This is a genomic window from Peribacillus sp. Hz7 (assembly GCF_042136355.1).
In the GTDB taxonomy this organism is placed as follows: domain Bacteria; phylum Bacillota; class Bacilli; order Bacillales; family DSM-1321; genus Peribacillus; species Peribacillus asahii_A.
Genome location: NZ_JBHHJV010000006.1, coordinates 137,781 through 152,296 on the forward strand (window position 1 = coordinate 137,781; position 14,516 = coordinate 152,296).

14 protein-coding genes and 1 pseudogene are annotated in these 14,516 nt (G+C 39.6%); 14 read left to right on the forward strand and 1 reads right to left on the reverse strand.

Annotation, left to right across the window (positions count from 1 at the left end):
• The first annotated feature begins 184 nt into the window (after nucleotides 1–184).
• The 4 genes from ACE199_RS10950 to ACE199_RS10965 all read left to right on the forward strand — a co-directional run bounded on the left by ACE199_RS10950 (nucleotide 185) and on the right by ACE199_RS10965 (nucleotide 2,300).
• Nucleotides 185–964 carry a hypothetical protein gene (locus tag ACE199_RS10950; protein ID WP_375349780.1) on the forward strand — a complete coding sequence of 260 codons (780 nt, stop codon included), beginning with the start codon at nucleotides 185–187 and terminating at the stop codon, nucleotides 962–964.
• A gap of 163 nt (nucleotides 965–1,127) precedes the next feature.
• Entirely contained in the window at nucleotides 1,128–1,484 is a 357-nt protein-coding gene (locus tag ACE199_RS10955; protein WP_375349782.1) for a hypothetical protein, read from the forward strand.
• Between the two features lie 194 nt (nucleotides 1,485–1,678).
• The gene (locus tag ACE199_RS10960; protein WP_375349784.1) at nucleotides 1,679–2,011 is read left to right on the forward strand and encodes a hypothetical protein; all 333 of its coding nucleotides are present in this window, start codon (nucleotides 1,679–1,681) and stop codon (nucleotides 2,009–2,011) included.
• A gap of 112 nt (nucleotides 2,012–2,123) precedes the next feature.
• Entirely contained in the window at nucleotides 2,124–2,300 is a 177-nt protein-coding gene (locus ACE199_RS10965) for a hypothetical protein (protein WP_252289779.1), read from the forward strand.
• An 810-nt stretch (nucleotides 2,301–3,110) separates the two neighbouring features.
• On the opposite strand, the gene ACE199_RS10970 is transcribed toward ACE199_RS10965, so the two are convergent.
• The gene (locus ACE199_RS10970; RefSeq protein WP_375349785.1) at nucleotides 3,111–3,704 is read right to left on the reverse strand and encodes a TetR/AcrR family transcriptional regulator; all 594 of its coding nucleotides are present in this window, start codon (nucleotides 3,702–3,704) and stop codon (nucleotides 3,111–3,113) included.
• Between the two features lie 336 nt (nucleotides 3,705–4,040).
• Here ACE199_RS10970 and ACE199_RS10975 point away from each other — a divergent pair, with 336 nt between their 5' ends.
• The 10 genes and pseudogenes from ACE199_RS10975 to ACE199_RS11020 all read left to right on the forward strand — a co-directional run bounded on the left by ACE199_RS10975 (nucleotide 4,041) and on the right by ACE199_RS11020 (nucleotide 14,341).
• Entirely contained in the window at nucleotides 4,041–5,219 is a 1,179-nt protein-coding gene (locus ACE199_RS10975; protein WP_375349786.1) for an acetyl-CoA C-acetyltransferase, read from the forward strand.
• Nucleotides 5,220–5,354: 135 nt separating this feature from the next.
• Nucleotides 5,355–6,551 (forward strand): acyl-CoA dehydrogenase, encoded by a 1,197-nt coding sequence (locus ACE199_RS10980; RefSeq protein WP_375349787.1) that lies wholly within the window; start codon nucleotides 5,355–5,357, stop codon nucleotides 6,549–6,551.
• A 38-nt stretch (nucleotides 6,552–6,589) separates the two neighbouring features.
• Nucleotides 6,590–7,564: a CoA transferase subunit A gene (locus tag ACE199_RS10985; protein WP_375349788.1), complete on the forward strand. Its 975-nt coding sequence runs from the start codon at nucleotides 6,590–6,592 to the stop codon at nucleotides 7,562–7,564.
• Nucleotides 7,565–7,590: 26 nt separating this feature from the next.
• On the forward strand, nucleotides 7,591–8,394 hold the full coding sequence (locus tag ACE199_RS10990) for a CoA-transferase subunit beta (protein ID WP_375349865.1): 804 nt from the start codon (nucleotides 7,591–7,593) through the stop codon (nucleotides 8,392–8,394).
• A pseudogene (locus ACE199_RS10995) lies at nucleotides 8,387–8,631 on the forward strand (heterodisulfide reductase-related iron-sulfur binding cluster); the annotation flags it as partial. The gene ACE199_RS10990 and the pseudogene ACE199_RS10995, both read left to right, overlap by 8 nt.
• Before the next feature lie 350 nt (nucleotides 8,632–8,981).
• Nucleotides 8,982–10,394: a threonine synthase gene (gene thrC / locus ACE199_RS11000; protein WP_375349789.1), complete on the forward strand. Its 1,413-nt coding sequence runs from the start codon at nucleotides 8,982–8,984 to the stop codon at nucleotides 10,392–10,394.
• A 307-nt stretch (nucleotides 10,395–10,701) separates the two neighbouring features.
• Nucleotides 10,702–10,956, forward strand: a complete 255-nt coding sequence (locus ACE199_RS11005; RefSeq protein WP_127760642.1) for a GlsB/YeaQ/YmgE family stress response membrane protein — start codon at nucleotides 10,702–10,704, stop codon at nucleotides 10,954–10,956.
• Nucleotides 10,957–11,329: 373 nt separating this feature from the next.
• Nucleotides 11,330–12,601, forward strand: a complete 1,272-nt coding sequence (locus tag ACE199_RS11010) for an ammonium transporter (protein WP_375349791.1) — start codon at nucleotides 11,330–11,332, stop codon at nucleotides 12,599–12,601.
• A gap of 1 nt (nucleotide 12,602) precedes the next feature.
• Nucleotides 12,603–13,613 carry a DUF294 nucleotidyltransferase-like domain-containing protein gene (locus tag ACE199_RS11015; RefSeq protein ID WP_375349792.1) on the forward strand — a complete coding sequence of 337 codons (1,011 nt, stop codon included), beginning with the start codon at nucleotides 12,603–12,605 and terminating at the stop codon, nucleotides 13,611–13,613.
• The gene (locus ACE199_RS11020) at nucleotides 13,610–14,341 is read left to right on the forward strand and encodes an exonuclease domain-containing protein (RefSeq protein WP_375349793.1); all 732 of its coding nucleotides are present in this window, start codon (nucleotides 13,610–13,612) and stop codon (nucleotides 14,339–14,341) included. The genes ACE199_RS11015 and ACE199_RS11020 overlap by 4 nt, the downstream gene beginning before the upstream one ends.
• Nucleotides 14,342–14,516 lie beyond the last annotated feature (175 nt).

A 14,516-nucleotide genomic window follows, 5' to 3' on the forward strand; every position in this document is an offset into this window, starting at 1 on the left:
TATATAATTGATCGTGTAGAAGATATCTTCTACTTCGATTTCAACTTGTTAAACCGACATAAGAATGTTTATTTGAATACGCTGTTGAAATTTTTGTGAAGAGGTACAAAAATGATTCATTTTTTAGGCTGATATCACTCAATATAACATGATGTGGCGTAATAAGAGGGGAAGGCGGAACATTGTGAACACAGATCAAGTATTTGAGCTGTTACAGGATGCGGGAGTATCAGAAAGTACTAGTATTCAAACTGTGAGACGTTGGCTGCGTGAAGGGAAGATTAAATATGAGGGAGGAAAAAGGAGTAGAGAAACTGGCTGCATAATTGATGACACAGATCAAGCGTTTGACCTGTTAAAAGATGCAGGAGTATCAGAAAGTATTAGTAATCAAATAGTTAGACGTTGGTTACATGAAGGCAGGATTAAATACGAAGGAAACAGAAACAAGAAAACTGATTACATAGTTGATGATACAACCTCAAAGCTGTTTATCGATGATAGTACAAATCAAAATATGGATGAAATGATTCACCGATTAAAACTAAAAATACAGGCACAAGATAAGCATATAGAAGGAATGGAAGAACTTCATGAGAATGCAAAGCGCAGATTAATTGAGCAAAGAGACAAGTTGAAAAAAGAAGTGGTCATTTTAAAGAATGAGGAAAGTAAATTACAAAGTGAAATAAAGGATTTAGTAAAACGAAATATTGAATTACGTAATGAACTAAAAAAATTAAAAGAGAGCAAAGGAGACCATTACACTCTCACCTCCAGCACTCAATCAAATAATTATAGTAAAAAATTAGGGCTTTCAAAAATGGCGAGTACTAAAGAAGTGTTGGCAGAATATAAAGGGTTATTAAAAATAACTCATCCAGACCAAGGCGGCAACGCAAAGTTATTTCATTACATTAAGACGGATTACGATAATTTTAGAAATAGTACTAAAGATAAATGATGATTACGTGTATAAAAAAATCAGTGCCTGTCCCCGACGACATTAAAGCGTCAACGAATGAGGGGGACAGGCTTCTTTTAGTAGATTGTATTGTTGGTGTTAAAATATTGTCTCAAAACATAAACTCTTCATAGTGATTATTAGACATTGAGGAGATGAAGAAATGAACTTCGAGATGGAAATAGCGAAAATGCTGGCTGAAAATATAGATGGTTTTGTAAAATTTGTTCATAAACATTATCAAAATAAAAAAAACAGCTTGATTTTAAATCGAGATAAATTGTATCAAGTAAAACTTCTTGTTGAGGAGTTTAAGTTTCAAATATTAGCAGATGAACTTTTGAGAATAAATCGGTTTATTTGGAATGAAGAGTACACGTATTTATTAGTCAATAGATTTAAGAAAGGGCTGAGTATTATTGAGGAGTACGTAGAAAATAACTACGATGATTTATTCATTTTTACTGCCAGACTTCACACATTAAAGAGCCTCAGCTTATCATTTAGTAATAAGGAATAACAGTGTAAGTTTGTTCCTTATTTGGCTGATAGAAATGGCGTTCCCATTTCTTTTATGCTTTCTCCCTGGTGCCTCCTTTTCATCACTTTCATTTCTCTTTTACTGCTATTGTTTTTGTTAAGTATACCGTCAACTAGATACAGTTTGGCGGGGAAGGTTCAGTAAACAAATATAGTATAAAGAGGAGAGTTGAAATGCGACAAAATAAAAGAAAACAGAGAATCATAGGTAGCATAATTGGGATATTTGTAGTGATTATTGCGATAGTTGGCATTAATTATTCATTGGATAAGACGTTAAATGATATGACCGATTTATTTGTGGTAAAGAGTGAAGGTTTAGACATCCAAAAACCTTTAGAGGAGCAAACAGATTTATTGGGAACAGAAGCGTTTAAAACATTAGAAGTCAAAAAAATGAAAGGGAAGTATGTCACTCATATCGAACAAATTAAAGGGAAAAAATTAAATCGAACGATAGAGGTAGGGCATCCTATCCCCCTTGATGCGCTAGAGGATATAAAATGACAGAAGAGAAAACGGAAGTATCTTTTCCCTTCCTTCGAGCTAATAATTTGTAGGAATTTTATTTTCATTTGTGCAGATACTATGTTTGAAATTAGTATAGGGAGGGTTACATATGCCAGGAAAAGCTAAACAATACGTTGACCAAAGTATGTCATCTGTACAGGATACTGTTAACACATTACAGCAAGCGCTTAGTTCTGTAGAAAAACCAGACAACAAGGAAAAGATTGAACAAGCCATTAATTCACTTAATTCTGCGCAGCAACAATTATCTAAGTATCAAGATTAGCAAGAATGCACATTGATTGTGTATTTAAACCTGTTGAAAACACTTTATTCTAATTTCTTAGAGTAAAGTGTTTTTTCATTCTCCTGTATCAGTGCTAACCAGGCTTTTCTAGGAACTTGTTCAAAATGGGCGAAAAGTACGAAGGTATAATAAGCGTACGTCATTCGATATTCTTGGCATCACTTAACAATATACGATGGGGCTTCACCAAGCCGTATAAAAATACGGAACGAAGGAAGTCTTATTTGAGTATGTTCAAAACATATCTATCCTAGTTCCTTTTTTGAACTACTCGCCACTTAATTTTCTAACGAAAATTTGAAGTGGGAGATTCCTGCGAACACCAGTGTATCCACTAGTTTTTTAGCAGGCTCTACCCGTAGTCCCTACGGTGATGGCAAAAATATCTTGTACGTTGAACTCGCTACACACCCTACTCTGCTTGGTTTTCGCTACTTCGGTGCGTGTGGAGGCGATTAGAACGTTGAAGATTTTACTTAGCAGACGATTTTCCTGCTAGAACCTCCTATCTTCAGTTTTCAAAGAACAACTTACAGGAATATTGTACCATACAAACAAATGTTCTGGCTACCACCAACCGACATTCATCCCCTCCCTACTCATTGGGCTTTGCCCTTCACATTCTTTGAGGAAGGGGTATTCTGTCGGGAAATGATAAAAAACGAGTTCGATGACTTTGGCATCGAACTCGTTTTTCTAAAATTAATAGCTATGACCCTATAGGTAGACTTTTTTAAGTGTCTACTCTATAGGGGACATGGTATTTCGGAATGGTGCTTTTTTATTAAATTATGCTTTTATGCCATCTAATACAGTGTGTATAATCTTTTGCGTTTCCAGTAAAAGGTCAAAATTATCATCGCCGATACACCAATCGAAAAGTGTTCCGCGCATGCATCGTGTAATGATTATGGTGATTTCTTCGGGGGAAAGATCTTTTTTGAATTCTCCTTTATTTTGACCTTCACTTACAAACTGATGGACTATTTTAAAGATAGCTCTGTTTTTATTCAAAAAGTAATTGTTATTTGGGGAAGCGTTTGTATATAGGGTTCGAAACAGATCCTTTCCCCAATAATCTCTGAGATAAACCATTTGCAATTCAGAAAGCTGCCGCAATTTTTCACTGGCATCTGTTTCTTCAGGAAAAGACTGAGTAAACTCCCAATAAACCTCGTCAATCTCTTTAAATTTTTCAAAGAAAATTTCGTATTTAGATTTAAAGTGTGTGTAAAATGCCCCTTTTGATGTACCGCTCAGTTTAACTATTTCATCAACGGTTGTATCGTCGAAGGATTTTTTGCTAAAAAGCTCTAAAGCCGCTTCCAGAATCTTTTTTCTTGTTTTCCTGGCTTTTATTTGTCTGGGGGTTAAATCTGACATCTATGAATCTCCTTAATTAAACAAAAAATGTGTTTGTTATCCTATAATTCATAATTTTAGCATAAACAAATTAATTTATGGAATTAAGAAAGAAAATTTTAGAGTTCAAGGGCTCTTTGAAGCTGGCCAAATTGTCAGTGGCATATCTTCATAGGTCTTTAAGGATGGATGAAAAAATTCCGTGTTTTTTGTAATTAAGGAATTTTTTAAAAATATTGACAATTTAAAACATTTAAAATAAAATCTAACATACAGACCACAGTCTCGGACTTCAGTCTGGGACTGTGGTCTTTGTTGTTTATTTTTTCAAAATCGGTCTTAGGGGGAAGTGGGGAAATGGGAAAAACAGTAATTGTTAGTGCGGCCAGAACTCCTTTTGGAAAATTTGGAGGAGCTTTAAAGGATTTGCAAGCTGTTGACCTTGGCGGGGTTGCGATAAAAGAAGCGTTGGTCCGTGCTGGAGTTGAAGGAGATCAGGTGGATGAAGTAATTATGGGGATGGTTCTTCAGGGCGGAGCGAAGCAAATACCCTCAAGGCAGGCAGCAAGAATCGCGGGATTACCCTGGGAAGTTCAAACGGAAACGATTAATAAAGTGTGTGCTTCCGGCCTTCGCAGCGTAACATTAGCAGACCAAATCCTTCGTGCTGGTGACGCTGATGTCATTGTGGCAGGCGGAATGGAGAGTATGAGCAATGCACCTTACATATTGAAAGATGCACGTTGGGGTATGCGTATGGGGGACGGCAAGGTAGTCGATTTGATGCTGAATGATGGACTCACCGATGCTTACGATGGACAGCATATGGCCGTTCATGGCAGTAATGTTGCTGCTGAATATGAGATTTCACGTGAAGCCCAGGATAACTGGGCATTGCGCAGCCAGCAGCGCGCGATTGAAGCAATGGAGGCAGGCAAATTTAACGAAGAGATCGTGCCTATAGCTGTGCCGCAGCGCAAGGGCGAACCAATTTTGGTAAATAAAGATGAAGCACCGCGTGAGACAACATTAGAACAACTGAAAAAATTGCCTCCGGTTTTCACCAAAGACGGATCCATTACAGCAGGGAATGCACCTGGTATAAATGACGGTGCCGGTGCCATGGTTTTGATGTCGGAGGAGAAAGCAGCTGAGCTGGGCAAAACGCCGCTAGCCGTCATCCTTGGACACGCCGCGGTGGGACAGGAAGCTCCTTACATCGCCACAACTCCTGGCCTTGCAATAAATAAGTTGCTGAAAAAAACAGGATATACCATAGATCAAATTGATTTGTTTGAGGTAAATGAAGCATTTGCAGCTGTAACTCTCACAAGTGAGAAAATTGCCGGATATGACCTGGAAAAGGTAAACGTAAACGGTGGAGCGGTTGCCTTCGGACATCCAATTGGTGCAAGCGGAGCGCGGATTATAATGACGCTGATTTATGAACTGCGCCGGCGCGGCGGCGGTCTCGGTATTGCAGCAATCTGCTCCGGAGCTGCACAGGGCGACGCTATCCTCATTGAAGTACGATAAAGAAACTTGAAATAGAGGGGCAAAGGAAGTATAGAAATTAAAACGTTTATGGTTATTGGCGCAGGTCAAATGGGAAGCGGTTTTTATCAATACAACTAATAAAAGAAACAAGAAAAATACAGAGGAGGAAAAAGCATGTGTTTGGAATTTACTGAAGAACAAGAAATGATGCGAAAAATGGTACGCGACTTTGCTCAAAATGAAATTGCTCCTTTTGTTGAAACGATGGAAGAAACGGACGAATATCCATTGCACATTATCCGCAAAATGGGCGAATACGGCTTGATGGGGATTCCGATTCCACAGGAATATGGAGGAGCAGGGGCAGATTTCACTTCCTACATATTGACTATTAATGAGATTGCCAAAGTAAGCGCTACCCTGGGAGTCATTTTATCCGTTCATACATCCGTGGGAACCAATCCAATTCTGTATTTCGGAACGGAAGAACAGAAGCAAAAATATATTCCGAAGCTAGCATCCGGCGAGTACATTGGCGCCTTTGCACTAACGGAACCAAGTGCGGGATCCGATGCAGGGAGAATTCGTACTTCCGCGGTGAAAAAAGGCGATAAATACATTTTGAACGGCTCCAAGATCTTTATTACAAACGGCGGTGCTGCCGATACTTATGTTACGTTTGCTGTAACGGATTCAACTGCAGGTACAAGAGGTATTTCCGCATTTATCGTCGAGAAAAATACCCCAGGCTTCACGGTTGGCAAAAAAGAACAAAAAATGGGGCTCCATGGTTCTAATACAACGGAATTAATTTTTGAAAATGCCGAAGTTCCCGCAGAAAATCTGCTGGGCCAAGAGGGAGAAGGCTTCAAAATTGCCATGGCCAACCTTGATGTAGGCCGGATTGGCATCGCAGCCCAGGGTCTGGGTATTGCCGAAGCCGCTTTGGAATATTCGATCCAGTATGCAAAGGAACGGATTCAGTTTGGCAAGCCGCTCGCAGCAAACCAGGGGGTTGCCTTCAAAATTGCCGATATGGCTACAGAAGTGGAAGCGGCCAAACTGTTTGTTTACCGTGCTGCCAAGCTTCGCAGCCAGGGCATCAAATGTGGGAAAGAAGCTTCGATGGCAAAACGCTATGCAACCGATACAGCGATGAAAAATGCGACAGAAGCGATCCAAATTTATGGCGGTTATGGCTATACGAAGGATTATCCGGTGGAAAGATTATTCAGGGACGCAAAAGTTACCCAAATTTATGAAGGTACCAATGAGATTCAGAGATTGGTAATTTCAAAATATTTGTTGGGAGATCAATCAAAGGCACAAAACACTCAACCAAAAAACGCAGGGCAAACGGTCTCAGTGTAATTTTTTACAGACGACAATAGATAGGGGGAGAAAGAAGTATGCAGGACAAGAGATGTTCTTTAAAAGAAGCTGTGCAAATGATCCAGGATGGCAACATGATTACCTTTAGCGGATTTACCATTTGGCGGCGTCCAATGGCCGCAATCTATGAAATGCTGCGCCAGGGGAAAAGAAATCTTCATTTAATCGAGGTTAATTCGGGAACGCATACCGAAATGCTGATTGGGGCCGGTGCTGTCTCCATTTGGGAATCTTGCTGGAACGGCCATGAACTTTACGGGAAAGTGCCTTATTGTATGGACCGAAAAATGAAATCAGGCGAAATAATCGTTGAAGATTACAGCCATCAGCATATCCTGTACCGAATGCAGGCAGGAGCAGCTGGAGTTCCGTATCTCCCAACATGGGCCTCAAGGGGTACGGACATTTTGAATCCGGAATATGATATGCTCGGCAAAGCAGGCTTAAGGGACGGAAAGAACCCGCACATTCCTTTTCAAAAGTTTGGGTATGCACCCGATCCGTTCTACGATGAAGGCGAAATTATTCTTGTACCGGCGGCAAGGCCGGATGTATGTATCATTCACGCCCAGCAGGTGGGGGAAGAGGGTACGGTACGTGTGATGGGACAAACTTTCTCTGATGAACAGGCCGCCAAAGCAGCGGATAAAGTCATTGTCATTGCCGAGGAAATTGTTCCGGAGTCCTATCTGAGAGAAGATCCTGATCGCAATCTGCTCCCGAGCTACATGGTTGATGCGATTGTTGAAGTTCCATGGGGGGCGCACCCAACCGGTATGTACGGCTGCTATGATGTGGACGGTGCGTTTATCAATGATTTTGCAACCGCCTCCAAAACAGAGTCCGGAACGCAAGACTGGCTTGACGAATGGGTTTACGGGGTCGGAAGCCATGAGGAATATCTGGATAAACTGAATGTTTCCCGCCTGATGAACTTGAGGACGAACAGTTTTTACAAATATAGCACTCGTGCAAAAAGGGGGAGTAATTAATGGAAAAGGTACTAGTACAGAATAAAATGTATGCAGCCCCTGGTGAGTATACTGCTGCCGATTTGCTTGCCGTGGCTGCAGCCAGGGAAGTAAATAACGATGAAGTTGTTTTTGCCGGTACCGGGCTTCCGGTGCTAGCGGTCATGTTGGCTGCTCAAACCACCGCACCTGACTGTAAGGTTATTTACGAAGCGGGGACGATTGGATCCAGAAGTACTTCTCTGCCTTCGTCTGTGGGGGATCCTCGCTGCGTGGAAGGCTGTTCGATTGCCTCCGGTTTACTGGATGTTTTTGACCAGTTGCAAAGAGGAAGAGTGGATCTCGCTTTTTTGGGCGGAGCAGAAATTGATCAGTATGGAAATGTGAATACGACCGTTGTCGGTGATTACTTAAATCCTGACATGCGCTTCCCGGGCAGCGGCGGAAATAATGATATTAATTCGCTGGCAAAACGTACCGTTTTTATCATGGTTCAGGAAAAACGCCGTTTTAAAGAAGAAGTTGACTATCTCACCTCTCCGGGCTGGCGTGTCCGCCAATGGCCTTCCGGTGAGTGGATGCACCGCCGTGAGGCCTACGGCAAAAAATTTCTAGGCGGTCCATCCGCTGTAATTTCGAACATGGCAGTGTACCGCTTTGATGAGGAAACTGGGAAGATGTATGTAGACACTTTGCACCCGGGAATTACCGAAGAGATTCTCCAGGAAAACACTGGTTTTACTCTGGATTTCTCACGTTGTCGCGGTGAAACATTGCCTCCGACACATGAGGAATTGGATATTCTTTATGAAGTCGTCGACCCTGAAGGAATCTTTCTTCCGAAGAACTAAAGAAAATACTATGTGCTGCGGGGCTGGCGGCGGCAGGATGTGGATAGAGGAAACACAGGGGAAAACGGATAAAGGTTGAACGTGTTGAATAAGCACTTCGGCTTAGTCCAACAATGATTCAGAAGTAATTGTCCCTGCTGCTTGACCATGCTGAGTGATGGGACCAAGGTAAAGGAAGCAGAAGACCAGGTCAAAACAATGGATATTGTAGAAATTTTGGGGAAATCTTTACAGTAGAAAAAGAAATTAAGAGTAATAATGTTTGGTTTGCACTTGCATGATGAATGCGAGTGTTTTTTTCTTTAAAGAAGAGTGTTTGAGAACTTAATAAAAGCATAGGTGTTGATATTGCTAAATCGCTGTGGTTAACCTATTCCCATTGAGCTAACGATGTAAATGACTAGTTACGAAATCATTCCTGTGTCAAACGACAAAAATGAAAGTAATAGGGTTATTATCGAACTGTTGAAAGAACAATATGAAGAATAAAGAAGTCTGATATTTCAGCTAATATTTTAATTATATATTGACTCACAGCGAATTCTAGGTAAGGATAGTAATAAATTATATTTTTCTTGGAGGATGTTATGAAATATATTAGTACACGTGGGAATGTAAGTAAAATTGGTTTTATTGATACAGTCTTAATGGGGTTGGCAACGGATGGAGGACTTTTAGTTCCGGAAAAAATCCCACAAATTCCTGTAGAAAAGCTGCAGGCAATGTCCCAGTTGACTTATCCTGAATTAGCATACGAAATCATTTCCTATTATGTCGATGGGGAAATTCCAGAAAATGAACTTAAGGAATTAATCGAGAAAAGCTATGGAACCTTCCGCCATTCTGAGGTAACTCCAGTTCAAAAGGTAAAGGATAACATGTATGTGTTAGAACTGTTCCATGGACCAACCTTTGCTTTTAAAGATGTTGCTCTGCAATTTTTAGGAAACTTGTATTCTTATATAGCAAAGAAAACGGGTGTAACCATCAACATTCTTGGTGCTACTTCAGGGGATACAGGTGCATCAGCTATTGAGGGTGTAAGAGGAAAAGAAGGGATTCGTATATGTATTTTGCATCCCCATGGAAAAGTAAGTAAGGTGCAAGAGCTGCAAATGACGACTGTTCATGACGAAAGTGTTTTAAATTTAGCAATAAAAGGAACGTTTGATGATGGGCAAAGAATCATCAAGGAATTATTCGCAGATTTGGAATTCAAAAACAAATATCATCTGCGTGCCATTAATTCCATTAACTTTGCTCGTATTTTAGCGCAAACCGTTTATTATTTCTATGCGTACTTCCAAGTCGCAAAAGAGAAAGACATAGAGAGCCTTAACTTCAGTGTGCCAACAGGAAATTTTGGCGACATTTTTGCCGGTTATTTGGCGAAGAGAATGGGTCTTCCAGTTGGTAAGCTTATTGTTGCAACGAATGAGAATAATATTTTAGAACGTTTTATCAAGGATGGAGTGTACGAGCCTAGTGAATTCCGCAGTACATATAGCCCTTCTATGGATATTCAAGTAGCGAGCAACTTTGAGCGTTATCTGTACTACTTGCTTGATGAAGATGCCAGTGCAGTAACTGCCTTGATGGATCAATTCAAAACAGAAGGCAAAATTGTTGTGAATGAGGAGCAGCTTCGTCAGGTAAAAGCAGATTTTGCGGCATATGGAGTAGAGGGAGAAGAATGCCTGCAAACTATCAGTAAGTACTATGCTGAAACCAATTATTTACTTGATCCGCATACTTCTTGTGGAGTTGCTGCTTACGAAACTTGTAATGATCCTAGTGAAGTATGTGTCACACTCGCAACAGCGCATCCAGCAAAATTCAATGAATCCATTGAACTTTGTAATATTGAACAGACATTCCCTGAACAAATTAGTCAACTGTTTGATAAACCACAATACCTGGAAGTTGTCGAGGCGGCCAATGATGAAATTGTTGGTAAACTAGAGAAACATTTTAGTTCTGCTCAATCAAATGTGAAATAAAATTTTAACGTAAATTCGATAAAAACAAATGGAAGAGATTTGTTTAGATTTCTCTGATTGGAATGAAATGGACTTAAGAGAAGAGTGTATAGCTTCGTTGTGATAATCTGAATGATTGCATAAGAATGAATTAAATAAATATAACGATAAAGAGCTCAGTCTTAGGACTGGGCCTTTTATCGTTATAGTGGCATTAGGAATAATATTATGTATGAAGAAGGATAGGACTTATATGTTTATGTAACCCTTTTTTCCACTCGAACATTTAGTACAAGGCTTGCATACGATGGGAAAAAGGGGTGTTTGAATGAGTGTTATTACCTTTATTCTTTCTGTTATTATTGCGATGATAATTGGTACGGTTGCCGATAAGATATCACCTTTTAATATGCCAGGAGGCTGGGCTGGAGCTATAGTAGCTGGTTTCATAGGAGCTTGGGTTGGTCCGCTTTTATTTGGGACATGGGGCCCTATGGTAGCAGGTTTTTCGTTAGTTCCTGCCCTGATCGGTGCCATTATTGTTGTCATTGTTGCGGGCATCATTGCCAAGCTTTTTGATTAGCTTTGTGTTGAAAGAAGAAACAGTAATGTCTTGGTATCTGATTTTAAAAGACTTTGAGTCGGATATGGATGCTTTTTCTAATGAATAGCTGAATTGGTCGCTGTTATAAGTGAAATAGGACGGAGAACGGACGACGGTGAATGCCGTCGTCTAAAGTTTTATGTCATAAAACTTATTTATTTAGATTCATAACTAAACTACATAGAAGTAATTAAGGAAAGGGGAGAGAGTGAATAGGTTGCTCGTTTATAGTGGAAATATCTTTTGTGCGATTTGTTTGTTAGGAAATCTTACATAACGCTTGATGTTACGTTTCCTCACATTTATACTTTGAAATATATTACAAGATTAACAGAAAAGGAGATGAGCGGAATTGGATGCTACAGTTTTAATGGATAATCTGTGGGTAATCATTGGTACAATTTTAGTTTTCTTTATGTTAGGTGGATTCATATTACTTGAAGCTGGATCAACTAGAATGAAGAATGCGGGTCACATTGCCGGTAAGACAATCTTCACTGCAGGAATTGGAGCTTTAGTTTTCTGGGCTGTCGGATATGGTTTTATTTATGGAGAAGGTAATGCATTTATAGGATTATCAAATTTCTTTTACGGTGATGCCTCAACGGTTGAGGAAGGGTTAGCTCCCGCTGTGGATTTTATGTTCCAAATGATGTTTGCTTTAGTCTCTCTAACAATTGCATTTGGTGGTTTCGCTGAACGTGCAAAATTATCTGCTTATGTTATTTTTGCCATTTTATTCTCGGCATTTGTTTATCCTGTCGTTGCTCACTGGATCTGGGGCGGTGGTTGGTTAGGTGAACATGGTAAACAAGACTTCGCTGGTTCTACAGTTGTTCATTTAACAGGTGCAATGGCTGCTTTAGCTGCTACAATGATCTTAAAGCCGCGTATTGGTAAATACAATAAAGACGGCTCATCGAATGATATTGCTGGTCATAACCAAGTTTTTACTGCATTAGGTGTTCTGGTTTTATGGGTAGGTTGGTTTGGATTTAACGCTGGTAGTACATTCGGAGTTGCAGATGCATTCTTTGGTTTTGTTGCATTAAACACACAATTAGCTGCTGGTGCTGGAGCAGTTGCTGCGATGTTTATCGCTTGGGTAGTAACGGGTAAAGCCGATATTCCAACAACATTAAATGGTGCATTAGCAGGTCTTGTTGCCATTACTGCATCTTGTGGATTCGTTGAACCTTGGGCCGCGGTTGTGATCGGTTTAGTTGGTGGACTTATGGTTTTCTATAGTATGAAATTGTTTGATAAGGCGAAGATTGATGATCCGATTTTTGCATTATCCGTTCACGGTACAGTTGGTGTGTGGGGGACACTTTCTAATGGACTATTTGCGGTACCTGCACTTTCAACAGATATTGACTGGGGCCAAGCGGGATTATTCTACGGCGGCGGCTTTACACAATTAGGTGTTCAAGCAATGGGTGTAGCGGCATCAGGTGTATACGCATTTGTTGTTTCATATATTATCTTAAAAGTGATGAATGCAGTCATGGGAGGTATCCGTGTTACTGAGGAAGAAGAAATCATTGGGCTTGATTTAAGTGAACACGGAAGTTATGGTTACCCAGAAAGCATGCCTGAGCATAAAGAAAAAGCAGGTGTATAAAATGGTTGTTGTTAACCCTTCAAATCATGGTGAGTTTGAAGAGCGTATAAACTGCTATCTTGGAGCGAGACAGTGGCGAGATGAACATATTCATGAAGTTTGGGAGAATCCAATAGCTCTTAATCAATTTCATGATAGGTTAATTAAGAAAACTGTTCAAAAAGCAATCGAGAAAGTAGAAAGTGAGCTTGGGCCAGCCCCGGCTCACTTTGCTTTCTTTATAATGGGTAGTGGCGGAAGGTCTGAACAATCTATTTGGAGTGATCAAGACCACGGTATTATTTTTGCAGGCAATGAAGGATTTAAATCCTACTTTTTAAGGATGGGAGCGGAAATTTCTAATGGATTAAGTGTAGTTGGTTATGAATTGTGTGATGGAAAGGTTATGTCATCAAACCCTAAATGGTGCAATTCAGTCGCTTCTTGGGAACAGCAAATTAGCAATTGGCTGAATGAGGCAAGCTGGGAATCTCTCCGTTATTTTTCTACCTTCTTTGATTCGCGTGTTTTAATAGGAGAGGATGGTTTTCTATTAAGATTAAAAGAACGTGCATTTAACCATTTGAGGAAAGATCCTTATTTATATATTCGTTTATTTGAAAATATCCGTCATATGAAGAAAGGACTCGGTATTCTTGGACAGTTTCTACCGGATTCTTTTGGTAAGGAAACAAGGTGTATTAATATGAAGGAAGTAATCTTTTTTCCATATATCAATTCCTTGCGATTACTTTCATTGAAAGAAGGGATTTTTACTCCGTCTACTCTAGCCCGTTTTCAACAGCTGCCTAATCGTTATAATAATATCAAAAAATATCAAGTTGATTTTGAAAAGCTATTACATTTACGTCTTTACTTTAAAAAGCAGTCGAAAAGTTACGAGGATGTTCATCTCTTAAATGTGGATTATTTAGCAAAATCAGAAAAGCAAGAGCTTAAACAAATTATGAAACATGGCTATAGGCTTTTTAATGAAACAAAACATATTATTAATAAAGGGTGTTCATCATGATGAATCCGATGATTCGCTTTGTTAAACAATTATCTGGAAAGCTAAGTCCGAGTATGTACACATCTGTTGCACATCAAACTGATCCGGCAAGCATAGCGTTTCTCAGACAGCTTCAGAGGGATGTGAAAGCTAAAGATGTTTTGCAGGTACCTTTTTCAGAATTAAAGGTAACGGTATTTGATTTAGAAACGACAGGCTTTCATCCGCAAAAAGGGGATAAAATTTTATCCATTGGTGCTATTAAAATGGTTGGTGATCAAGTTATGGAAGATGAAACGTATTATTCTTTAGTGAATTGTAATGAGCCACTTTCAGAACATGTTAAAGATTTAACGGGTATTTGTGAAGGTGAACTTGCCGAAGCTCCTTCGTTAGAACAAGTGCTAAAAGAATTTTATCAATTTATTGAAAGTCAGCCTCTGGTTGCTCATCATGCCAATCATGAAAAGAGTTTTATGCAACATGCCACATCTTCTGCTTTAAAGCTGAATTTTCAGCATCGTATTATAGATACATCTTTTTTAACGAAGGTCGTGGAGCCTAGAAAAGATTTAATTACTTTAGATGATTGCTGCAACCATTTTGGTATTTCAATTGAAAAAAGACACCATGCATTACATGATGCCATTGGAACTGCCAAGCTATGGGCAGAGGGTGTTCGTTTAACCCAACAACTAGGTTTTTCTAATTTGTCAGATGTATATGCTCATTTAGCCAAAATAAGCTGACGATTATAGCGAGGCGCCTTTGAGATATATTATTCAAGGTGCTTTTTTAGTTGAAGCTTAAGATATACATATATTTATATTATTTTAGGTGAGGTACATAAAGATTTCAGGGGGACGTAATGAATCACCTTCTGATTGGGATGGCTTACTTGCCATCTCGATTGTCCGACTGTTG